Source organism: Gordonia sp. NB41Y, assembly GCF_030718915.1.
GTDB classification, from domain to species: Bacteria; Actinomycetota; Actinomycetes; order Mycobacteriales; family Mycobacteriaceae; genus Gordonia; species Gordonia desulfuricans.
Genome location: NZ_CP132196.1, coordinates 3,965,747 through 3,987,900, shown reverse-complemented (window position 1 = coordinate 3,987,900; position 22,154 = coordinate 3,965,747). Strand labels below are relative to the sequence as shown.

Annotated in this window: 18 protein-coding genes; 5 read left to right on the top strand and 13 right to left on the bottom strand. The window is 69.4% G+C overall.

Going from position 1 to position 22,154, the window contains the following annotated elements; translation table 11 throughout:
• Positions 1 to 83: 83 nt before the first annotated feature.
• Both Q9K23_RS17220 and Q9K23_RS17215 read left to right on the top strand, forming a co-directional pair.
• Complete coding sequence (locus Q9K23_RS17220; RefSeq protein ID WP_160319625.1) at positions 84 to 2,309, top strand: hypothetical protein; 2,226 nt, start codon at positions 84 to 86, stop codon at positions 2,307 to 2,309.
• Positions 2,306 to 3,037: a hypothetical protein gene (locus Q9K23_RS17215; protein WP_305950211.1), complete on the top strand. Its 732-nt coding sequence runs from the start codon at positions 2,306 to 2,308 to the stop codon at positions 3,035 to 3,037. Before Q9K23_RS17220 ends, Q9K23_RS17215 begins: the two co-directional genes overlap by 4 nt.
• Before the next feature lie 175 nt (positions 3,038 to 3,212).
• On the opposite strand, the gene fbaA is transcribed toward Q9K23_RS17215, so the two are convergent.
• Positions 3,213 to 4,247, bottom strand: a complete 1,035-nt coding sequence (gene fbaA, locus Q9K23_RS17210; protein WP_053778325.1) for a class II fructose-bisphosphate aldolase — start codon at positions 4,245 to 4,247, stop codon at positions 3,213 to 3,215.
• A gap of 178 nt (positions 4,248 to 4,425) precedes the next feature.
• Here fbaA and Q9K23_RS17205 point away from each other — a divergent pair, with 178 nt between their 5' ends.
• Positions 4,426 to 5,160: a VTT domain-containing protein gene (locus Q9K23_RS17205; RefSeq protein ID WP_020790795.1), complete on the top strand. Its 735-nt coding sequence runs from the start codon at positions 4,426 to 4,428 to the stop codon at positions 5,158 to 5,160.
• Positions 5,161 to 5,444: 284 nt separating this feature from the next.
• Here Q9K23_RS17205 and Q9K23_RS17200 read toward each other — a convergent pair whose 3' ends face one another.
• From Q9K23_RS17200 to Q9K23_RS17175, 6 genes are all read right to left on the bottom strand, one after another.
• Complete coding sequence (locus Q9K23_RS17200; protein ID WP_315972031.1) at positions 5,445 to 6,578, bottom strand: phosphatase PAP2 family protein; 1,134 nt, start codon at positions 6,576 to 6,578, stop codon at positions 5,445 to 5,447.
• Positions 6,579 to 6,693: 115 nt separating this feature from the next.
• The gene (locus tag Q9K23_RS17195; protein WP_053778326.1) at positions 6,694 to 7,404 is read right to left on the bottom strand and encodes a TrmH family RNA methyltransferase; all 711 of its coding nucleotides are present in this window, start codon (positions 7,402 to 7,404) and stop codon (positions 6,694 to 6,696) included.
• 18 nt (positions 7,405 to 7,422) lie between these two features.
• A complete protein-coding gene (pyrE, locus tag Q9K23_RS17190) occupies positions 7,423 to 7,983 on the bottom strand; it encodes an orotate phosphoribosyltransferase (RefSeq protein WP_053778303.1) in 561 nt (186 codons plus the stop codon).
• Between the two features lie 84 nt (positions 7,984 to 8,067).
• A complete protein-coding gene (locus Q9K23_RS17185) occupies positions 8,068 to 8,928 on the bottom strand; it encodes a hypothetical protein (RefSeq protein WP_053778304.1) in 861 nt (286 codons plus the stop codon).
• 63 nt (positions 8,929 to 8,991) lie between these two features.
• On the bottom strand, positions 8,992 to 9,381 hold the full coding sequence (locus tag Q9K23_RS17180; protein WP_152972869.1) for a hypothetical protein: 390 nt from the start codon (positions 9,379 to 9,381) through the stop codon (positions 8,992 to 8,994).
• 290 nt (positions 9,382 to 9,671) lie between these two features.
• Positions 9,672 to 10,499: a TetR/AcrR family transcriptional regulator gene (locus tag Q9K23_RS17175; RefSeq protein ID WP_053778306.1), complete on the bottom strand. Its 828-nt coding sequence runs from the start codon at positions 10,497 to 10,499 to the stop codon at positions 9,672 to 9,674.
• A gap of 171 nt (positions 10,500 to 10,670) precedes the next feature.
• On the opposite strand from Q9K23_RS17175, the gene Q9K23_RS17170 reads away from it, so the two are divergent.
• On the top strand, positions 10,671 to 11,048 hold the full coding sequence (locus tag Q9K23_RS17170) for a VOC family protein (RefSeq protein WP_053778307.1): 378 nt from the start codon (positions 10,671 to 10,673) through the stop codon (positions 11,046 to 11,048).
• A 128-nt stretch (positions 11,049 to 11,176) separates the two neighbouring features.
• Positions 11,177 to 12,352 carry a M20 family metallopeptidase gene (locus Q9K23_RS17165; RefSeq protein ID WP_053778327.1) on the top strand — a complete coding sequence of 392 codons (1,176 nt, stop codon included), beginning with the start codon at positions 11,177 to 11,179 and terminating at the stop codon, positions 12,350 to 12,352.
• A gap of 47 nt (positions 12,353 to 12,399) precedes the next feature.
• On the opposite strand, the gene Q9K23_RS17160 is transcribed toward Q9K23_RS17165, so the two are convergent.
• The 6 genes from Q9K23_RS17160 to kdpA form a co-directional block, all read right to left on the bottom strand.
• Complete coding sequence (locus tag Q9K23_RS17160) at positions 12,400 to 13,803, bottom strand: MFS transporter (RefSeq protein WP_020794077.1); 1,404 nt, start codon at positions 13,801 to 13,803, stop codon at positions 12,400 to 12,402.
• A gap of 302 nt (positions 13,804 to 14,105) precedes the next feature.
• Positions 14,106 to 14,804, bottom strand: coding sequence for a response regulator (locus Q9K23_RS17155; RefSeq protein WP_020793684.1), 699 nt, complete (start codon positions 14,802 to 14,804; stop codon positions 14,106 to 14,108).
• Positions 14,804 to 17,326 (bottom strand): sensor histidine kinase KdpD, encoded by a 2,523-nt coding sequence (locus Q9K23_RS17150; protein WP_053778308.1) that lies wholly within the window; start codon positions 17,324 to 17,326, stop codon positions 14,804 to 14,806. The genes Q9K23_RS17155 and Q9K23_RS17150 overlap by 1 nt, the downstream gene beginning before the upstream one ends.
• A gap of 38 nt (positions 17,327 to 17,364) precedes the next feature.
• The gene (locus Q9K23_RS17145; RefSeq protein ID WP_020793893.1) at positions 17,365 to 17,988 is read right to left on the bottom strand and encodes a potassium-transporting ATPase subunit C; all 624 of its coding nucleotides are present in this window, start codon (positions 17,986 to 17,988) and stop codon (positions 17,365 to 17,367) included.
• A gap of 3 nt (positions 17,989 to 17,991) precedes the next feature.
• A complete protein-coding gene (locus tag Q9K23_RS17140) occupies positions 17,992 to 20,220 on the bottom strand; it encodes an HAD-IC family P-type ATPase (RefSeq protein ID WP_053778309.1) in 2,229 nt (742 codons plus the stop codon).
• Positions 20,217 to 21,902 (bottom strand): potassium-transporting ATPase subunit KdpA, encoded by a 1,686-nt coding sequence (gene kdpA, locus Q9K23_RS17135; RefSeq protein WP_053778310.1) that lies wholly within the window; start codon positions 21,900 to 21,902, stop codon positions 20,217 to 20,219. The genes Q9K23_RS17140 and kdpA overlap by 4 nt, the downstream gene beginning before the upstream one ends.
• Positions 21,903 to 22,154: the final 252 nt, after the last annotated feature.

Sequence of the window (22,154 nt, the reverse complement as noted above, 5' to 3'; positions counted from 1 at the left end):
GCGTCGCGACCACATTCGCCGAGATCTCGGCGGTTCCTGATGCATTCGAGCGTGGGGGTTCGAGGAAGGTTGGGTGATCACCGATGACGCAGTCCGACGACCAGAAATCGGCCGTCACCAGGGCTTTTTCACGACTGCGTGAGATGGGTGAACGACGCGCCAAGGCCCGCTCGGGTCGTGCCGGCGCACCGCGGAATCCCACCGCCCCGCCGCCCCCGGTCCTGCGGCCGTCGACGCCCGCCCCGTCATCGGGTACCCCGTCGTCGACCACCCCCTCGGGTTCACAAGCCCCGGGCTCACTGTCATCGGCACCGACCGCACCGATCCGGATCCCGGCCGCCCGGCCGACGCCGACCCGGCCGATCACGACCCAGCCGTTGAAGGCCCAACCCGCCGGCCCGGACAAGCCGGAGCCGGACCTGCCCGACGCCGCTGCGACATCCACGTCCCCCGCCGAATCGACCGACGACGCGACCTCGACCTCAGGAGAACAGGTGACCGATCGCCCGACCCCACGCGGAGGCCGCGGAATCGACTCGGCCACCAAGGTGATCGCACGGTCGAGCCTGCCGGACACCAGCGACCTCGAGGACCTGGAGAACATCGATCCGCTGGGCGGGCCGGGCAACACCGACACGCCAGCCGATGCCCAAGAGCCGGCGACCCAAGAGCCGGTCACCCAGCAGCCGGCGACCCCCGAGCATGTGGCCGAGACCGGGACCGCCGACGCGGCCACCGAGTCCGACGAGGCGGCAGACACCGAGCCGGACGACGCGACGACCGACACCGTGGCCGCAGAGGCCGACGACGCGGCCGATGCGCCTGACGCCGACCGCACCGCCGCAGCCACGGACACCGAGGCCGACAGCGCGGCGGCAGCGGACTCCGAGTCGGAATCCGACGAGGCAGGGTCTGGCCAGGTCGAGTCCGGCCAGGTAGAGGACTCCGAGACAGACGAGACCGAGCCGGCGGACTCCGAGGGAGCCGACACCGAATCAGCCGACACCGCGACCGATGCGTCGGCCGGCACCGCTGCCGGTGCCGCCGCGGTGGTGGCCGCAGGTGACGCAGTCGCCGCGTCGAGCGCTGACCCCGAAGCTGCCGACACCGAAGCGGCCACGGACGAGACCGAGACCGACAGCAGCGAGTCGGAAGTCAGCGAGTCGGACGACGCCGGAACCGCACCCGAGTCAGAAGCGGACGAGGCGGAGAGCACCCAGGCTGACAGCACCGAAGCTGACAACACCGAGGCGGCCGAGACCGAGCCGGTCGGGACCGCCGGGGCGGACGAGACAGAAGCCGACGAGGCAGAAGCAGACGAGGCACCGGCCGATTCCGCTGCCGAGGAGGCCGAGGAGCCCGCCGACCAGGTCGAAGAGCCGGTCGCCGACACCGATGACGTCGCCGACGAGATCGATGACGTTGCCGACGAGGCCGAAGCCGCAGCCACCGAGTCCGAGCGGCCCGAGGCAGGCGCCGAGTCGGAAGACGAGCCCGACGCGCAGTCGGTCCAGGACGCAGCGGAAGACGCAGAGGCCGAGGTCGAGGCAGAAGCAGACCCCGAGGCAGACGCCGAGACCGAAGACGCCACATCGGACGACACCGAAGACCCCACAGCCGACACCACTGACGGCAACGCCGACACCGCGACCCAGGTGCTCCCGCGACCGGTGCTGAACAAGCCCGCTGCGGCAGCTGCTGCCGGAACCGCCGCCGCAGCTGCTCCTGCTGCCACCCCCGCAGGTGCTCCCGCAGCAGGCGCTTCCACCCCCGCAGGAGCTCCCACCGCGGGAGCCGCGGCCACCCAGGGGTGGTCGACCACCGCCCATCAGCCGCAGGTCATCCCGGGTTCCACCGACACCCCGTCCGGCGGCAAGAAGCGCAAGGGCGCGATCATCTCGGTGGTCGCCGCGGTCGTCGTCATCGCCGCGATCGTGATCGGCATCGTCGCCTACATGCAGACGCGACCGGTCGCGCCGGAGGATGCTGCCGCCGACGCCGCACAGACCTTCGCCACCGCCGCCTACGACGGTGACCTGGCCACCCTGCGTCAGATCACCTGTGGTGACCGTCAGGCCTACTACCAGGGCATCAGCGACGAAGAGTGGAACCGCGTCTACAACGTGCAGAAGCAGCGCAACGAGCTGGTCCGCGTCCTCAAGGTGAATGCGGTCCGGGTCGACGACAACGGCAACTCGGCCGTCGTCGAGGTGACCGCCGAACGCACCAGCGCCCCCAGCGACCCGCAGGTCGTGGCGATCAACGTGCAGAAGTCCGGCGACGACTGGAAGGTCTGCACCCCGCAGTGACCCGGGATGTGCCGGGCGGGGAGGCGACCCCGCCGGGCGCCGACGACGAGCCCGCCACGCGCCCGCTGTCGGCGCGTGGCCGTCACCAGCGGCCCGCACCTCCGCCGGATCGTCCGCCGATGCCGATGGGTACTCGTCCGGCCGGACCGCAGGGCACCGTGGCGCGCCCCGGCTCCCACCACGTGGACGATCCGCAGGCACCCGCACCCCGGCAGGTGGCCACACCGCAGCAGGCACCGGCACCCCGGCCGGCACCCATCCCCCAGCAGGCCCCGGTCCCCCAACAAGCACCAGTCCCCCAGCCGACACCGCAGGCAGGACCGGCACCGCACCCGGCGCCACAGCAGTCCGGAGTGCCTCCGCAGGCGCCCGTGGCGCCACCACCCGCCGCGGCCACCCCGCCGGGCACGTTCCACGCCTGGTCGGTCGGTCCTTCACCCGCGGCCCCGACACCCGTCGCGCCGGCGCAGTCCGCACCCCAGGCCCCGGGGCCCCACGCTCCGGGACCCCAGGCGACCCCGCACCAGGTTCCTGCGGCCGGCCGACCGGCCCGGCCGCGCACGTTCCAACCGGCCTCCACGGCAGCGGTGTCCCCGGCAGCCGCAGCGCGCCGGTCCGGCCGCGACTCCTCCGCCTGCCGGCACCGCGCCGATCCACTGGTCATCGGCGCGGCCATCGTGATGGTGCTGTTGGCACTCGGCGTCCTCGTCGGCATCCTCACCATCTGAGCCGTCCGAGCCCACCGAGCTGTACGAGCCCACCGAGCCCGCTCGAACCGATCCTCCCGACCAGCCCGGCCGGCGATCGGCCCCGACGACAAACGCGGGCGGGACCCACCACACGCGTCGCCGCGTGGGGGTTCCCGCCCGCGTTCGGGTCGGTACGACGATCAGGCCGACAGGATCAGGCGCTGATCGACTTGCCGTTCGACTTGAGGTCGTTGCAGGCCTCGACGACACGCTCGCTCATCGAGGTCTCGGCCTTCTTGCTCCAGGAGCGCGGATCGTAGGTCTTCTTGTTGCCCACGTCGCCGTCCACCTTGAGCACGCCGTCGTAGTTGGCGAACATGTGGCCGGCAACCGGACGGGTGTAGGCGTACTGGGTGTCGGTGTCGACGTTCATCTTGACGACGCCGTAGCTCAGGGCCTCCTCGATCTCGCTCTTCAGCGAGCCGGAGCCACCGTGGAAGACGAAGTCGAAGGGCTTGGAGCCGGCGGCCAGGCCGAGCTTCTTGGTGGCGACCTCCTGGCCGGTGTTCAGCACGTCGGGGCGCAGCTTGACGTTGCCCGGCTTGTAGACGCCGTGGACGTTGCCGAAGGTCGCGGCGAGCAGGTACTTGCCCTTGTCACCCACGCCGAGCGCGTCGACGGTCTTCTCGAAGTCCTCAGGGGTGGTGAACAGCTTGTCGTCGATCGCGGCCTCGACGCCGTCCTCTTCACCGCCGACGACGCCGATCTCCACCTCGAGGATGATCTTGGCGGCAGCGGCCCGGGCCAGCAGGTCCTGGGCGATCTCGAGGTTCTCGTCGATCGGCACGGCCGAGCCGTCCCACATGTGCGACTGGAACAGCGGGTTGCGGCCGGCGTCGACGCGCTCCTGGCTGATCGCGAGCAGCGGACGCACGTAGGTGTCCAGCTTGTCCTTGGGGCAATGGTCGGTGTGCAGCGCGATGGTGACGTCGTACTTGGCGGCGACCACATGCGCGAACTCGGCCAGCGCGACCGCACCGGTCACCATGTCCTTGACGCCCAGACCGGAACCGAACTCGGCGCCACCGGTCGAGAACTGGATGATCCCGTCACTTCCCGCATCCGCGAAGCCCTTGATGGCCGCATTGATCGTCGACGACGAGGTGCAGTTGATCGCGGGGAATGCGTAACCACCCGCCTTGGCCTTCTCGAACATCTCCGCGTACTGCTCTGGGGTTGCAATGGGCATATCCACGTCCTCCAACCGGGTAAGGTTTTCACGCTCTCGAGTCGATCACTCCCGATCAGTATGGCAAGGGCTGGTCGGGCTCGCGCAGTCGGTGGTGCGCCCCGTTACATGCGCTCACCTCTCGTGACCATTCGCGCACCCAGGGAACACCAAGCCTCGCCGGGTATCCTGGGGACCCGTGATCTCCACCGCTCTCGAACAGACCACGACGAACGTCGCGCTGATGCCCGGGTTCCTCGATCCGATCAACCTTCTCGGGTACTTCGGTGCCTGGGCTTTCTGGGGCCTGCTGCTGGTCATCCTGATCGAGTCCGGGGTCCTCTTCCCGGTCCTGCCGGGTGACTCGCTGCTGTTCGTCGCCGGCATGGTCGTCGCCGCCGGCGGCAAGGACGGCATCGACAAGTTCGCCTCCCTGTGGCAACTCCTCGTCTTCATCCCGATCGCAGCCGTCATCGGCGGGCAGATCGGATACTGGATCGGCCGCTACATCGGTACCGAGATGTTCAAACCCGACGCCCGGTTCCTCAAGCAGCGCTACCTCGACGAGGCCAACGAGTTCTTCGAGAAGCACGGGCCGATCACCATCTTCCTGGCACGTTTCGTGCCGATCGTGCGCACGCTGGCCCCGATCGTCGCCGGCGCCGCCAAGATGAAGTACTCGGTGTTCGCCGTCTACAACATCGTCGGTGCGATCGTCTGGGGTGCCGGCATCGTGTTGCTCGGCTACTGGCTGGGCCGGTTCGAGATCGTCCAGAAGCTGATCGAGCCGATCTTCATCCTGATCGTCGTCGTGTCGGTGGCCCCGATGTTCATCGAGTGGTACCGACGCCGGCGCGCGGCCAAGAAGGCCGCTGCCGCCACCCCGGCCGACGCAGCCACCCCCGACCGCGAGGATCAGACCGACGCCGTCTGATCCTCGGCCCGCCCGGATCAGCGGTCTCACCGATCGCCGGGCGGCCCGGATCGGCCCTCCAGATGATCGCCGGTCCGGATCGGCGCGCATCGCCGGCCGGCAGTCTCTGCCCTGACCAGACGAACTCGGCCGGGAGCCCTCTCGTGGGGCTCCCGGCCGAGTTCGTCGTATCTGGCGGTCGAGCACGCGATCACGTGACAGCACGCACGTCCCGCTGCCGGCGTGGCCGTGCGTGCGGGTCGGTCACCTCGTGGGGAACCGTCCCGCACGCACGCCGTCTGTGGCTACGGGGTCGCGGCGTAGGCGGCGGCGAGGTCGATGCGCAGCCAGCCGCCGTCGGCACCGGCCTGGTCGAGCGGGTAGCCGGCCGGGATCGCGGTCCGACGCAGGATCTCGAGACGCTGTGCGTCGCTCAGGTTCGGGAAGCGGGTCTTGAGCAGGCCTGCGGCCTCGGCCGGGATCGCGTTGCGCTGATCCGGTGCGATGCGGGCGAATCCGTAGGTCATGCGCTCACGGAACTCGCCGGTGGCCTGCGAGGTCGGCAGATGACCCGAGTCGGCGGCGATCGCGGTCGCGATCGGGCTGCCGAGGGCGGCGGTCAGCTGGGCGCGCAATTGGGTACCGGCCTCGTCGATCAGCTTCTTGAAGGCCGGGTCGGCCAGACGTTCCGCGGCGATCGCGGTGCCCATGATGCGGCCACCCATGACGTCGAGCGGGTAGTGCACGCCGAGGACCATGCGGCTCTGGCCGATCTGCGAGGCGCGGGCGAAGATCTGCGGGCCGAGTTCGGGCAGCCAGTATGCGAGCAGGGCGCCCTTCCAGTACGCCATGCTGGTGTGTCCCGACGGGTAGGAGCCGTTGGTCGCGACCTCGGCGTACAGGTGGCCGCCGGGCCGGTCGTACCGCTTGATCTGGTTGGGCGCCACGATGAACGGGCGCGGGTTGTTGTAGAAGGTCTTCTCCAGCAGCGTCGTCCCCATCGGGATGCCGGCGCGTGCGGTGTCGCCCTCGGCGAGGGCGGCCGCCTTCGGGAGCCTGCCGTCGGCGAGCAGGGCGCGGAAGGTCGATCCGACCTTGGTTCCCAACGCCTCCGATAGCGAGATCAGCCGGTCGTCGTAGTTGATCGCGATCGCGTCGGTCTGCTGCGCCTTGGTCGCCGAGTTGTTGGTGGCGATCACCGTGGCAAGGTTCTGCTTGATGATGTCGGGGCGGTGTTCCCGCAGGTAGGTGAAGCCGTCCAGCTCCGGCAGGTAGGTGCCGCCCGGCGGGATGTCGGACGGGTACGGACCGACCAGCTGGGCGGTGCTGAAGCCGGCGGGCGCGACCGCGGGGGCCGGGGCGGCCTGCGCGGTGCCCACCCCGACCAACGCCAGAAGCGTGACTACGGAGAGCAGGACAGAACGGACGCGTAAGGACATGGCCATCACTCTGGCGCAGCATCGGTCATGCGGGCAACACCAGGACCTGATCTCACGATCCAGATCGCGAGATGTGTCGCAGGATTTCATCCATCGTTCAGCCGGACGTCACCGGTCACCATGCGGTGCCGAGATCGGCGTGCTGACGAATCCAGGCGTGCATCGCGATCCCGGCGGCCACGCCGGCATTGATCGACCGGGTCGAACCGAACTGTGCGATCGACACCGTGAGATCGGCGCGTTCCTGGGCGTCGGCGCTCACGCCGGGGCCCTCCTGCCCGAACAGCAGCACACACTCCCGGGGCAGATCGGCGGTCTCCAGCGGAACCGAACCCGGGGTGTTGTCGACGGCCACCACAGCCAGGTCGTGGGCGCGGGCCCAGGAGATCAGGTCGGCGACGCTGTCGTGGTGTTCGAGATGCTGATAGCGGTCGGTGACCATGGCGCCGCGACGATTCCAGCGTCGCCGGCCGACGATGTGTACCGCGGCGGCCGCGAAGGCGTTGGCGGTGCGCACCACGGTGCCGATGTTGGCATCGTGGGCGAAGTTCTCGATCGCGACATGGAACGGGTGGCGGCGGGCGTCGATGTCGGCGACGATCGCCTCCCGGGTCCAGTACCGGTAGGCGTCGACGACGTTGCGTGTGTCACCGGCGGCGATCAGCTCCGGGTCGAACCGTGGATCGTCGGGCACCGGCGTGGGGTGTTCCTCCACCCACGGGCCCACACCGACCGGCGGCACCGAGCGCGACTGCCACTCGGTCGGCCCCGGCTCCTCGTGGCCGGGCGCGACGGGATCGGGCTCGACGGGTTCGGGCTCGCGGATTTCCTCGGTCACTGCCGCTCAGGCGAGCCCGAGGTCGCCGAGACCGAGCAGGGAGCGGTAGGGGACGCCGAGCGCCTCGATCACCTGATCGGCACCGGTCGCACGGTCCACCACGGTGGCCACGCCCACGACGATCGCCCCGGCCTCACGGGCCGCCTCGACCGCCGCCGACGGCGATGCGCCGGTGGTGGAGGTGTCCTCGACGATCAGCACGCGCTTGCCCTCCACATCGGGACCCTCGATGCGGCGCTGCATACCGTGGGCCTTGGCGGCCTTGCGGACCACGAAGGCGTCGATCGCCCGGCCGGGCGCATGCATGATCGCGGTGGCCACCGGGTCGGCGCCCAGGGTCAGACCGCCGACACCGTCGAACTCCCAGTCGGCGGTGAGCTGCCGCATCAGACGCCCGATCAGCGGTGACGCCTGGTGATGGAGGGTGGCCCGGCGCAGGTCGACGTAGTAGTCGGCCTCCTTGCCCGAGGACAGGGTGACCCGACCGTGGACGACGGCCAGTTCGGTCACCAGGGCCGCGAGCACCTCGCGGTCGGCGGCGTCGACGATCGGTGCGGATGCGGGCACGGTGAACTCACTCTCGATGGGTGTAACGGTGGGACGGGGAACAGCGGTGAAGCATGCCGAGGCGGGTCCGGGCGGACGCGCCGGTCAGGACCGGCGGTGACGATTCCGCGACTCCGGCATGTCGCTGGGACCGCGGCGGGCGGGCGGCGGCGGCATCACGGCGGCGGCGCGACGGGTGACGGTCGGTTCGGCCGGCGGTTCGTCGTCGGCGGGATCGGCCACGGCCTCGAGTCGTGCGCGACGGTTCTTGTCGCGCATGTTCTCGGTCTTCTCGTCGGCCAGTTCGGCCCGGGTCGGGCCGTGCGGATCGCGCGGGTCCGGTGCGTCCTGTGGTTCCCGGAGCGGGGGCAGCACGCGCAGCAGGTCGGCGAACCGCCGGACCACCTCGAGGCAGGTGTCGAGCTCTTCCGGGTCGTTGGTCAGCGGGAGCGAACCGAGCGCCCAGTTGCCCTCGTTCCACAGCACCTCGATGTATGCGGGCGCCTTGGAGGCCAGGGTCACCATGCGCCGGTCGCAGACGCGGCGGGCCGCGTCGAGGTTGTTGGAGAACATCACTCGCGGACCCATCGCGCCGAGCAGTTCGACGTCGTCCTCCGCGGGTGCGAGGACGTCCTCGTGCCGCAGGTCGACGACGACACTCGACGCCGCCGAGCGTCGCACGGCGATCACGGTGGCGGTCTCGGCGAGATCGAACACCACGGCCTCGGCGCCGCCGTAGTGGCCGTAGGCCACGTCCTGCACGGAGACATGCCCGGGGGCGTTCATGGTGGCGCGGCCGAAGACGGTGCGCAGCTTGGTGTCGGACTCGCGGAACTTGAAGTCGTGCTCCTCGCCCCAGATCGCACGCTGATGCCCCGTGACCGAGGTTCGGCGGCGATCGAGCCACAACAAGACCGCCGCACCCGCGAGTGCGACGGCGGCGATCACGAAGTAGACGATGGTCATCGCGCTACAGACTACTTCAGACGGGGCGCGGCCCGCGCCGCGCGAGCCCCTCGACTCACCCGTTCACCCGACGCCGGCCCTCGCCGAGCGCTCGCCCGTGTGTCCGGCAGCGTGTCCCGATCGCCACGATGACCACGGTGTACACCGCGGCATAGGCCAGCCCGACCACCATGCCGGCCGGTGTTGCCGACGCCACGTGCAGGCCGGCCAGTGTTCGATCGCCCGGGCCACCGCCGCGGCCGCGAGGACCACCCAGGCCGCAGCCGTGATCACGACCAGGGGCCACGGCAGGCCGCGCACGCCGGTCACCAGGACGATCCCCCACAGTGCCGCGGCCACGACCAGCAGCTCCAGCGGACCGGCCAGCCGATCCCCGCCGGGGAGGATCACCGCGAGTGCCGGCGGCACCACCGCCGCCCAGGCGAGCACGACACTTCCCCACAGCGTTCGCATCCCGACACCTGTCGCCCTCATTCCGACCCCCGCCACCGACACTTTGCTGTACTGAATCGACGGTACTTGATCAGACACGTTGGTTGCGAGCATGACGTCGGGCACCGACCGGCACCACATCCCGGCGACGGCGCCGCGCCGGCCGCACCCGGAGTACACAGACGCACCGACGGGCACCGTGTTGCACTCATCCTGCACCGAAGTGCGGCCGGAACCGGGCAGGAGTCGACGGGCGAACCGAGAACGGCTGCGCGACAGATCCTCTCGTCCCGATCGCGCGCCGCGGCCCCTCAGGCCGACGACTCCGGTGCGCGGTCGGCGATCATCCCGGCCAGCCCGTCGAGCATCCGAGCCATCCCGAACTCCCAGGCGCGCTGCACGTCATGGACATCGTTCATCGCCTCCCCCGCGGCGGAACCGACGCGCTGCGCCAGCGGGTGGTCGGCGCCGAGATAGGTGGCCAGTCGATCCCTGGTGTGCGCCCACACCTCGGCCATGACCGGGGCGTCCCGGGGTGCGGCCGTCTCCTCAGCGCCTACCGTGCCCTCAGCGCTTACCGTGTTCTCGGGGCCGGCCGCACCGTCGTCGGCCCGTCCGACGTGCCGCACGACGCGGGTCCGCGCCGACGCGGAGACGAAGTCCAGGACGAACGAGAGGGCCGCATCACGGTCGACGTCGTCGAATCCGAGCCCGTCGAAGGCATGCAGTTCACGGTCGTACTTGGCGATCGTCCCGGGCCCCAGCGCGGCCCTGGGGTCGTCGACGTCGAGCAGCCAGGTACGCGCGGTGAGCAGCCGGAGGTTGTCCTCGGCGAGGTACCGGAGCCGCATTCGCCAGTCCGCGGCCGTGTACGGGGTCGCCGTCATGTCGCGGTGTGCGGCATCGACCATCAGCACGAGCAGGTCCTCGCGAGAACTCACATAGGTGTAGACCGACATCGTCGACACCCCGAGCGACCGGGCCAACCGCCGGATGGTGACCGCCGACAGCCCCTCGGCGTCGGCCGTGGCCAGCGCTGCGGTCACCGCATCTTCCGTGGTCAGCCGCGCCCGGGGTCCGCGTGCACCGCCCCGCGGCGCATCCGGGTGCCCGCGCCACAGCAGATCGATCAGCTCCACTCTGTACACTGTACAATTACGGACGGCGTACAGAGTTTTCTGACTGCGGGTTCTCCCAAGCCTGCCCGGACCCGCATTCCGCCCGGTCACACACCGCACGACCGCAGACGACCAGCCCCCGGTCCCCCGAATCACCAGGTGAACCGGATGACCGACGAATCAGGAGTCCCCATGAAGATCTCGTCCCCCGCGATCTCGCTCAACGTCGCCGACGTCGACGCCTCCGCCGGCTTCGCACGCACCCATTTCGGATTCGTCGACGCCATGTCGGCCGACGGATTCGTCTCGCTCACCCACCCCGACACCGACCTGAACGTGATCTTCCTCGAGGTCGGCCTCGAGACCTTCGTCCCGCAGTCCGTCGCCGGGCCGGCCGGACAGGGCCTGCTGCTCGTCCTGGTGGTCGAGGCCCTCGACGACGAGTTCACGCGGATCGCCGCGACCGGGGCGACGGTGGTCACACCGCCCGAGACCGAGCCGTGGGGCGAGCGGTTCTGCCAGCTCGCCGACCCCAACGGGATCATCTGGCAGCTCGTGCAGTGGGTCTGACCGCGGCGCGTCGCCCCGGGATCGCGCGGGGTGGCACCGGTCGGTGACAGGATGGGGACACGACCCCCGAGGAAAGGACTGCTGCGGTGTCCATCAGCGATCCCGGCCCACTCGCCGACCGCCCACGCATCGACGCCGAGGCCGTCGCGTCGACGATCGACACCGATGAGCTCGTCGCGCTGACCGTCGCCCTCGTGGAGACGCCGAGCGAGAATCCCGGCGGCACCGAGGCTGCCACCGTCTCCGTGCTGGAGAAGGCCTGCCAGAGTGCGGGTTTCACCGTCAGTACGCAGGAGGTGACGCCGGGCCGGCCGAATCTGATCGCCACCCTCCCCGGCGGGGACGGTCCCGGGCTGATGTTCCTGGGACACTCCGATGTGGTGCCCGCGGGCCCGGACTGGACCGGCGACCCGTATCGGGCACGCATCGCCGACGGCCGGATCATCGGTCGCGGCAGCACCGACATGAAGGGCGGGATCGCCGCGATCGTGGCGGCGATGTCGGCGCTGTCCCGCTCGGGTGCCGCACTGTCCGGGCCGGTGCAGCTGGTGTGCACCGTCGACGAGGAGGAACACGGCGCCGGGGTGCGTGACCTGATCGGCCGGCCCGACGAGGTCGGCGACTTCCTCGGATGTGTGGTCGCCGAGCCCACCGATCTCACCGTCGTACGCGGTTGCCGCGGCGCCTCCTATATCGAGGTCGACATCACCGGGCGCGCCGCACATTCCGGCCGTCCCGACGACGGGCGCAGCGCGATCAACGCGGCCGCAGCGATCGTCGGCATCGTCGCCGCCGACCACGACGCGATGACCGCCGCGGCGAGCGGCCTGCTCGGCTCCGGCACGTGGAATGTCGGCACCATCTCGGGCGGCCAGGGCATCTCGGTGGTCGCACCCATGGCCTACCTCGGCATCGACCGCCGGCTGATGCCCGACGACGACGCGCACGAGATCGCCGCCTGGCTGCGCGACCGGATCTCCGCGGCCGGGATCGACACCGACGGAATCGGTGTCGATGTGCGGGTGACGATGGAGATGCCCGGCTTCGAGACGCCGGCCGACCATCGGCTGGTCACCACCGCCGTCGACGCGCTCACCGCCACGGGCACCGAGACCTCGGTCGGTGGGTGGACCGCAGCGTGTGACGGCGGCTTCGTCAGCAGCGACCTCGGCATCCCGACCATCGTCTGCGGTCCCGGCGACATCAACGCCGAGGCCCACAAGCCCGACGAGTCGGTGTCGATCGCCGATCTGTCCACGGCCGCACGGGCTTACACGCGCATGGCCCTGGAACTGCTCGGGTAGACGCCGATACCGCACCTACCCGAGCAGCCGCGCCCGCGGCCCGGGGGTCAGCGACCCTCGGCCGCGGCCACCTTGTCCGCTATCGCCGACAACTCGAGATCTTCGGTCCGCGCAGGGATCTCGGTACCGCGCAGGGACGCGCCGGCGGTCTCGGTGAGGAAGGCCAGGGCGATCATGCCGATCACGCAGGCCGCCATCAGATAGACCGCGGGGAACAGATTCCAGCCGGTGCCACCCACCACGGCGTCGTTGACCAGGGGTGCGGTACCACCGAATGCGGCGGTCGCGACGTTGTAGGAGATGGCGAATCCGGCGTAGCGCACCTGGGTCGGGAACATCGCCGGGAAGGTCGCCGAGATGGTCGCCAACTGCGGGATGTACAGCAAGCCCAGGACCACGAATCCGATGATGGCCCAGGCGAATCCCTGACCCATCAGCCAGTACAGGGGCAGCGCCAGCACGAACAGTCCGATCAGCGAACACCACCACATCGGTTTCCGTCCGGTCGTATCAGACCAGGAACCGAAGAAGGGGATCATCGCCATCATCGCGAGCTGGCCGATCAGCACGACCGTCGACCCGGAGGTCTCCGACAGTCCGATCGTGTCCTTCAGGTAGCTCGGCTGATATGCCAGCAATGTGTAGTTGGCGACGTTGAGCGCGATCACCATACCGAACATGATCAGGATCGGCCGCCAGTAGTTGGAGACCAGATCGACCAGCCGCGACCAGGGCGTTCCGGCGATCTCGTCCTCCTGCTCGAGTTCGGCGAACACCGGGGTGTCCTCCATCTGCGACCGCAGATAGAGGCCGATCAGGCCCATGGGCAGGGCCAGCAGGAACGGGATGCGCCAGCCCCAGGTCTGCATCTGCTCGTCCGACAGGCCGAGTTCGAGCAACAAGACCATCGCCGTTCCGGCGGAAAACCCTGCCAGGGTGCCGAATTCGAGGAACGAGCCGAAGCGTCCGCGCTTGGCGTCGGGTGCGTACTCGGCCATGAACGTTGCCGCACCACCGTATTCACCGCCGGTGGAGAAGCCCTGGATCACGCGCAGGGTGATCAGCAGGATCGGTGCCCACACACCCGCGACGGCATGGGTGGGCAGCACACCGATCAGGGCGGTGGCCCCGGAGATCAGCAGAATCGTGATGGCCAGTACCGACTTTCGGCCGATCCGGTCGCCGATGGGACCCCAGATCATACCGCCCAGCGGACGCAGGACAAAGGAGATCGCGAAGCCCAGCATGGTGCCGATCGAGCCGAGTTCGCCGGGAAAGAACGCGTGCGTGAGATAGGTGGCGGTTGCGGCGTAGACGCCGTAGTCGTACCACTCGGTGGCATTTCCGATCGCGGATGCGCCGATCGCTTTGCGGAGCAGCGATTTTCCCTCCGGGGTATCCGGATCGGGCGCAAGCTCGTCATACGCATTGTGCGCAGATGCCGTGGCCATGATGCCTTCCCGGTGGACAGGGAGCTGCACGCCGCGACTCGGTCACAGGGATCTCGAGCCATAGGGCATCCACCATTTACGTGTCGTCTCGGCGCCTTTCGCTCCCGAGAACCACCTCCGACCGACCGGCGCATGGGCTCGGTCGGTCTCGGGATCCATCGCGTGGCGGATGGTCCCATACAACCCCTATGTCCTTCATACCCTTTCGCAAAGCGAATGTCAGCTTTCGGTACGGCTCACCAAAGGTCACGATCATGTCACCGCATTGACCTGCACCGAAGCACTTTTCGGTCCGGCACCATTCAGTCGCGCACGAAGCGATAGCCCATTCCCGACTCCGTCAGCAGGTGGCGCGGCGATCCGGGATCGTCTTCGAGTTTGCGCCTGAGTCCCGCCAGGTACACACGCAGATAGTTGGTCTGGTCGAGATAGGTCGGCCCCCACACCGCGCCCAGGATCTCCCGTTGGGTGACGAGTTTGCCCTCGTTGCGGACCAGGAGATCGAGCACGGCCCACTCCGTGGGCGTGAGGTGCACCGGAACCCCCTGCCGCAGGACTTGTTTCGCCTCGAGGTCGACGACGAAGGTCCCCGCGTCGACAACCGGTGCGCCCCCGGTCGCCGTGGTCGTCGCTCCCCGGCGCACCGCGGCGCGCAGGCGTGCCAGGAATTCTTCCATACCAAAGGGTTTGGTGACGTAGTCATCGGCGCCGGCATCGAGTGCGGCCACCTTGTCCACCGATTCGCCGCGCGCCGACAGCACGATGATCGGCACCGTGGTCCAGCCACGCAGGCCCTGCAGTACGGTGATCCCGTCGATGTCCGGGAGTCCCAGGTCGAGAACCACCACCTGCGGGTCGACCCGCGCCGCCGCGATCAGTGCATCGGCGCCGGTCGAGACCGTCGTGACAGCGAATCCGCGCGCATTCAGGTTGATCCGCAATGCGCGCAGCAGCTGTGGTTCGTCGTCGACGACGAGGACCCGCACCGCATGTGTACTCATTATTGCTGCCCGTCGTCGTCCGAGGTGGGCAGTGAGATCACCATGGTCGTGCCGCCCCCGTCGGTGTCGGTGGCCGACACCGTCCCGCCGACTGCGGACACGAATCCCTGCGCCACCGACAGCCCGAGTCCCACACCACCTCTGGACCCGTCACGGTCGTCGCCGTGGGCGAACGGAGTGAACAGCCGGTCCCGTCGGTCCGCGGGCAGCCCGGCGCCGTGATCGATCACCCGGATCTCACAGCGCAGGGTGCCGTCGTCGGCGACCGTCCGGGACACGGCCACCTCGACGCGGCCGCCACCGTGGCGGATCGCGTTGTCGATCAGGTTGGCCAGGGCCCGCTCGAGCAGGCCGGCGTCGGTGTCGGCCCATACGTGGTCGAACGACATCGCGACCTCCGGCCCACCGCGCGGTACCACCGCGGCCACGGCCCGGTGTGCCACCTCCACCAGGTAGGTGCGCTGCAGCCGGGGACGCACCACTCCCGCGGCGAGCCGGGTGGAGTCGAGCAGGTCGGCCACCAGGGCGGTGAGCTGGTCCACCGACTCCTCGATGGTCGCGAGCAGTTCGGCGGTGTCCTCGGGTCCGAAGGTGACGTCGGTGCTGCGCAGGCTCGACACCGCCGCCTTGGCTCCGGCCAGCGGGGTCCGGAGATCGTGGCTGACCGCCGACAACAGGGCCCGGCGCAGTTCGTCGGTGTGGGCCAGGGCCCGGGCCTCGGCGGACTCCCCCTCCAGCCGGGATCGCTCCACCGCCGCGGCGGCCTGGGCGGCCACCGACGTCAGGACCCGCCGGTCGCGCTCCCCCGGTGGCGGGCCGGCCAGCAGCAGGTCGTATTCCCCGTCACCGGCCGAGCAGACGGTGTCCGCCTCGTCGGTGGTGGTCGGCGGTGTGGTCCCCACCGACACCTCCACCACGGGCGCTCCGGCGGTGCCGTGGCGGATCACCGACACCGCCCGCTGTTCGTAGGTCTCCCGCACCCGCTCGAGCAGTCCGCCGACCCCCACCCCGCCGAGTACGGCATCGCTGAACATCGCCAGCAGTTCCGCGTCGCGGGCCGCGCGCTGCGCCTGCACCCTGCGGACCGTCGCCGAATCCACCAGTACCGCAACGGCGATCGCGATCACCAGCAAGACCAGGATGGTGATCAGGTTGTCCGGCGCGGCGATGGTGAAGGTGAACCGCGGGTCGGTGAAGAAGTAGTTCAGCAGCAGCCCGGACACCACCGCAGACAACGCCGCCGGACCCACGCCACCGAGCATCGAGACCGCGAGCACCGCGACGAAGAACAATGCCGATTCCGACGCGAATCCCAGGCTGCCGTCGGCCAGCCACAGCACTCCGGTCAGGGCCAGCGGCACCGTCACGGCCGCAACCCAACTGAGCGGCCGGTGGCACCGGGTGTCGCGGATGTCGAGTCGCGACCGCCGGCGGGTCTCGTCGTGGGTCACCATGTGGACGTCGATCCGTCCGCTGTGCGAGACCACCGCCGCACCGACACCCTCGTCGAAGATCCGCCGCCATCGTGGACGTCGCGATGTCCCGAGGACCAGTTGCGTCGCGTTGACCCCGCGGGCGAAGTCGAGCAGGGTGGTCGGGACGTCGTCGCCGACGACGGTGTGGATGCGCACCCCGAACCCGGCGGCGAGATCGGGCAATCCGGCCAGATCCACCGGCACGCTCTCGGTGAGCCCGTCCCCGCGCACGACGTGCACCGCCACCAGTTCCGCACTCGATCGCGACGCGATGCGGCTCGCCCGCCGTAACAATGTCGCCGACTCGGGTCCACCGGTCAGGGCCACCACCACCCGCTCCCGCGTCTCCCACGTGTCGGTGATGGCATGGGCGGCACGGTAGTCGGCGAGACTCTCGTCCACCCGGTCGGCCAGCCACAGCAATGCGAGCTCGCGCAGCGCGGTGAGATTGCCCTGCCGGAAGTAGTTGGTCAGCGCACCGTCGATCCGACTGTGCGGGTACACCTTTCCTGCTCCGAGACGCTGCCGCAGGGCTTCCGGTGCGATGTCGACGAGTTCGATCTGGTCGGCCCCGCGCACCACCTTGTCGGGAACGGTCTCGCGCTGGGGCACCCCGGTGATCTGGGCGACGACGTCGTTGAGGCTCTCCAGATGCTGGATGTTGACGGTGGTCAGGACATCGATCCCGGCATCGCGGAGTTCGTCGATGTCCTGCCAGCGCTTGGTGTTGCGTGATCCGGGCGCGTTGGTGTGGGCCAGTTCGTCGACGATCGCGACCTGTGGGTGCCGCGCGATCACGGCGGCGAGATCCATCTCGTCGAATGTGGTGCCGCGGTATTCCATCCGACGTCGCGGGACCGTGTCGAGGCCTTCGGCCATGGCGGTGGTCGCCGCACGGCCGTGCGATTCCACGACGGCGATCGCCACGTCGACCCCTTCGTCGACCAGTCCCCTTGCCTGCGAGAGCATCTCGTAGGTCTTCCCGACCCCCGGGGCACATCCGAGGAACACCTCGAGCCGCCCGCGGCCCACTGCTGACGAGGCCATGGGGCGAGTCTATCCCGCACCGGCCGGTGCGCCGGAACTCATCGGCACACCTGGTGGCCGAGCGCGAGATTCACCTCGAGCACATCGACGCCCGGTTCACCGAGATAGCCCCACTGCCGGCCGCTCGTGTGCGCGTCGATGATCGCCTGCACCTGGGCGGGTGTGCGGCCGGTGGCCCGGGCGATCCGGGGCACCTGCAACGCGGCATACGCCGGGCTGATGTCGGGATCGAGTCCCGACCCGGAGGCGGTCACGGCGTCGGCCGGGACCTGGGCCGGGCTGACACCTTCTCGCTGCGCGATGATCATCCGACGTGCGGTGATCGCCGCCGCGAGCTCGGGACTGTTGGGCCCCAGGTTGCTCGCCGCCGACGCCGCCGGATCACCGGGGGCCATCGGATCGTCGGGGGCGCCGGCGACCCTGGCATGCAGAAACGAGTCGGGTTGTCCGGCCGGCACCTGCGGGTCGACCCCGATCAGGGACGAGCCGACGACGCAGCCGTGCGCGTCGGTGACCGGTGATCCCTCGGCCGAGGTGGTGTCGATCCGCGACACCGCCCAGACCACGGCCGGGTAGGCCCCGCCGAGGACCACGGTCAGGACGACGAGCACCGCGAGGGCCGCACCGCACTGGCGCACGAAACCGGTGACGAGCGTGAACATGGTCTACCCCATTCCCGGGATGAATCGGACCAGCAGATCGATCAGCCAGATCCCGATGAACGGCGTGATCACCCCGCCTACGCCGTAGATCAGCAGGTTGCGGCCGAGCAGGCGGGACGCCGAGCTCGGCCGATAGTGCACGCCCCGCAACGACAGCGGGATCAGCGCGACGATGATCAGGGCGTTGAACACCACCGCCGACACGATCGCCGACGACGCCGAATGCAGGTGCAGGATGTTGAGCGCGCCCAGCTGCGGCAGCACCCCGGCGAACATGGCGGGCAGGATCGCGAAGTACTTCGCGAGGTCGTTGGCCAGCGAGAAGGTGGTCAGCGCGCCGCGCGTGATCAGCAGTTGCTTGCCGATCGCCACCACATCGATCAGCTTGGTGGGGTCGGAGTCCAGATCGACCATGTTGCCGGCCTCCTTGGCCGCCGACGTCCCGCTGTTCATCGCCATGCCGACATCTGCCTGGGCAAGTGCCGGGGCGTCGTTGGTGCCGTCGCCGGTCATCGCGACGAGGCGGCCCCGTGACTGTTCGGCGCGGATCAGGGCGAGCTTGTCCTCGGGGGTGGCCTCGGCGACCACATCGTCCACACCCGCCTCGCCGGCGATGGCCTGGGCGGTGAGCGGATTGTCGCCGGTGACCATGACGGTGCGGATACCCATCGCCCGCAGTTGCGCGAACCGTTCGGCGATACCGGGTTTCACCACGTCGGACAGCACGATCACGCCCAGCACCCGCGACGTCGCAGCACCCTGTGTGCCGGGGACTCGCGCAGCACCGCCACCGCCGATGTCTCGCGCGGCACCGCCACCGCCGATGTGCCGCCCGGCGTTGCCCGGACCGGCCGTGCCGCTACTGACCGCGGTGCCACTGCTGCCCGCCGTGTCACTGCTGCCCGCGGTGCCACGGGTTCTCGTGTCCGGTCCGGCGACGCCGCCCGCACCGGTGTCGTCGTGCACGGCGACCACCAGGGGTGTGGCGCCCTCGGCGGCCACCTCGGCCACTTGGTCGGAGACCACGCCGGGCATCGATCCGCCCACCGCTGACAGCCACCGGGAGACCGCGTCCGCGGCCCCCTTGCGGTACTGAATCCGGTTGTCGTCCAGGTCGATCCCACTCATCCGGGTCTGTGCGGTGAACGGCACCACCTCGGCGGTGGGCATCGGGCCGTCGGGGTCGAGTCCACAGGTGGTGCGGCAGAGTTCGACGATGCTGCGTCCCTCGGGGGTGTCGTCGGCGAGGCTGCAGCGCAGGGCGACGTCGGCGAGTTCGGTGAGGGTGACGCCGGGAGCCGGGTGCAGCACGGTGGCCCGTCGGTTGCCGAAGGTGATGGTGCCGGTCTTGTCGAGCAGCAGGGTGTCGATGTCACCGGCGGCCTCCACCGCCCGCCCCGACATCGCGAGCACGTTGTGCTGGACCAGCCGATCCATGCCGGCGATCCCGATCGCGCTCAGCAATGCCCCGATGGTGGTGGGGATGAGGCAGACCAGCAGGGCGATCAATGTGATCGGGTCGGGACTCTGTCCGGCATAGTGCTGCATCGGGCCGATGGCGATCACCGTGAACAGGAAGATCGCGGTGAGCGTCAACAGCAGGATGTTCAGGGCGATCTCGTTGGGGGTCTTGGTGCGTTCGGCGCCTTCGACGAGCGAGATCATCCGGTCGACGAAGGTCTGCCCGGGTTCGGTGGTGATCTGGACGATGATCTTGTCGGACAGGACGACGGTCCCGCCGGTGACGGCCGATCGGTCGCCGCCGGATTCCCGGACGACCGGGGCGGATTCGCCGGTGATCGCCGATTCGTCGACGGTCGCGATCCCGTCGACGATGTCGCCGTCGCCGGCGATCGTCTCCCCCGCCTCGACGACGATCCGGTCTCCGACGTGCAGCTCGGCTCCGGCGACCGCGGTGATCGTCCCGTCGGCGTCGAGCCGTCGGGCCATGGTGTCCCGCTTGACCTTTCGCAGACTGTCCGCCTGCGCACGGCCGCGGCCCTCGGCGACCGCCTCGGCCATGCTCGCGAACAGCACCGTGAACCACAGCCAGGCGGCGATCAGCCACGCGAACCAGGACGGATGCCAGATCGCGAGCACGGTGGTCGCGAGGGACCCCAGGTACACGACGAACATCACCGGGTTGCGTACTTGTTCCCGTGGGGTGAGCTTCCGGAACGTCGGCAGCACAGGGATGCTCAGAGAACCGGTGTTGCGGGCAGGGATCTTCACAGCAGGGCCTCCGCGATCGGTCCCAGCGTCATGGCCGGGAAGAAGGTCAGTCCGGCGACGAGCAGCGTGGTGCCGAGCAGCAGCACGCCGAACAGGACGCCGTGTGTGGGGAGTGTCGAGCTGACCGCGGCCGCCCGGGGAACTTGTCGCACCATCAGTCCGGCGAGGGCGAGGACGAACACGATCGGCAGGAATCGGCCGAACAGCATGACCACTCCCAGCGATGTCTGGAACCAGGTGTCGGTGACGGTGAGCCCGCCGAAGGCACTGCCGTTGTTGTTGGCCGCCGACGCATACGCGTAGAGCACCTCGGTGAACCCGTGGATCGATCCCGGCGTGCCGGGCGGTCCGCTGTTGCCCTGGGCGTCGGTGGTGGAGCCGAGCAGCACACTGATCGCGGTGCCGGTCAGCACCAGCGCCGGCATGACCAGCACCGACAGTGCGGCCAGGGTGATCTCGTGTCTGCCGATCTTCTTGCCCAGGAATTCCGGTGTCCGGCCGACCAGCAGACCGCCGACGAACACGGTGATCACGGCGAGGATCAGCATGCCGTACAGGCCCGATCCGGCACCGCCGGGCGCCACCTCGCCGAGCAGCATGTTCCACAGCACCGCACCGCCACCCCCAGCGGTGAAACTGTCGTGCGAGGCGTTGACCGCTCCGGTGGAGGTGCCGGTGGTGGACACGGCGAACAGAACCGACCCGGGTATCCCGAATCGCTGTTCCTTGCCCTCGAGCATCGCACCGGCCGCTGTCCGCGCGGCACCGGTGGCGTGCGCCTCGAACCACCAGGTCACCGCGAGCATCGCGGTCCAGATGGTGGCCATCACGCCGAGCAACGTCAGTCCCTGCCGCCGGTCCCCGACGAGCGTTCCGTAGGTTCGGGTCAGACACACCGGGATGAGCAGCAGTGCGGCGATCTCGACAATGTTGGACAGCGGCGTCGGATTCGAGAACGGGTGTGCCGAGTTGGCGGCGAGCGTGCCTCCCCCGTTGGTGCCGATTTCCTTGATCGCTTCCTGGGATGCGAAGGGGCCGACGATGCTGCGGGCATCCCGGCCGTCGAGCATGGTGTAGTCGAAGCCGGTGTGCCACGACTGCACGGCGCCCTGGGTGAGCAGGATGATCGCGACGATCACGGCGAGTGGCAGCAGTATCCGTACCGTTCCGCGGATCAGGTCGACCCAGAAGTTCCCCAGCCCGGTGCCTGCCCGGCGGGCGACGAGACCCCGGATCAGGGCGATCGCGACGGCCATGCCGACCGCGGCGGACGCGAAGTTCTGTACCGCCAGACCGAGCATCTGGGTGAGGTTCGACATCACCAGTTCCGGAGAGTACGACTGCCAGTCGGTGTTGGTGACGAACGAGACCGCCGTGTTGAAGGCCATCGCCGGATTCACCCCCGGCTTCCCGTCTGCTCCCGGCAACACACCCTGGAGCCGCTGCAGCAGATAGAGCAGCAGTACCGAGATCAGCGAGAACGCCAGCACCGCAAGGGCATATCCCTTCCAGGTCTGCGGCCGGCGTGGGTCGATCCGCGCGATCCGGTAGACCGCACGTTCCACCGCCAGGTCTCGATCCCCGCGGTACACGCGAGCCATGTGGTCGCCGAGCGGGATGTAGGCGGCGGCCAGGATCACCAGGACCGTCGCCACCTGGCCCACTGCGGCCGCCGTGCTCATCGGTTCACCCGACGATCGACCACCACGACGAGCAGGACACAGACGGCGAAACCGATGAACACGGCACTCACGTAGAGCACGTCGGCCACGATGCACACACTCCTCTGGGCGTGGCGATCACCGGTTCGTGATCGCCCGGACCACAGCATGTGTGCGTTTCGGCCACCCGAGCAGGTTCTTAACGCTCTCCATACGCGTCACCGCGAAATCTTGACGGCACCTTGGCATCGGGCTCGCGCAACTGCAGAAGGC

What these genes read in the sequence shown, in the direction of transcription:
- kdpA (WP_053778310.1), bottom strand. Translation starts at nt 21,902, where the DNA reads ATGAGCACGGCGGCCGCAGTGGGCCAGGTGGCGACGGTCCTGGTGATC.
- Q9K23_RS17160 (WP_020794077.1), bottom strand. Translation starts at nt 13,803, where the DNA reads ATGGCCACGGCATCTGCGCACAATGCGTATGACGAGCTTGCGCCCGAT.
- Q9K23_RS17170 (WP_053778307.1), top strand. Translation starts at nt 10,671, where the DNA reads ATGAAGATCTCGTCCCCCGCGATCTCGCTCAACGTCGCCGACGTCGAC.
- Q9K23_RS17185 (WP_053778304.1), bottom strand. Translation starts at nt 8,928, where the DNA reads ATGACCATCGTCTACTTCGTGATCGCCGCCGTCGCACTCGCGGGTGCG.
- fbaA (WP_053778325.1), bottom strand. Translation starts at nt 4,247, where the DNA reads ATGCCCATTGCAACCCCAGAGCAGTACGCGGAGATGTTCGAGAAGGCC.
- Q9K23_RS17200 (WP_315972031.1), bottom strand. Translation starts at nt 6,578, where the DNA reads ATGTCCTTACGCGTCCGTTCTGTCCTGCTCTCCGTAGTCACGCTTCTG.
- Q9K23_RS17220 (WP_160319625.1), top strand. Translation starts at nt 84, where the DNA reads ATGACGCAGTCCGACGACCAGAAATCGGCCGTCACCAGGGCTTTTTCA.
- Q9K23_RS17145 (WP_020793893.1), bottom strand. Translation starts at nt 17,988, where the DNA reads ATGTTCACGCTCGTCACCGGTTTCGTGCGCCAGTGCGGTGCGGCCCTC.
- Q9K23_RS17150 (WP_053778308.1), bottom strand. Translation starts at nt 17,326, where the DNA reads ATGGCCTCGTCAGCAGTGGGCCGCGGGCGGCTCGAGGTGTTCCTCGGA.
- Q9K23_RS17180 (WP_152972869.1), bottom strand. Translation starts at nt 9,381, where the DNA reads ATGCGAACGCTGTGGGGAAGTGTCGTGCTCGCCTGGGCGGCGGTGGTG.
- Q9K23_RS17155 (WP_020793684.1), bottom strand. Translation starts at nt 14,804, where the DNA reads ATGAGTACACATGCGGTGCGGGTCCTCGTCGTCGACGACGAACCACAG.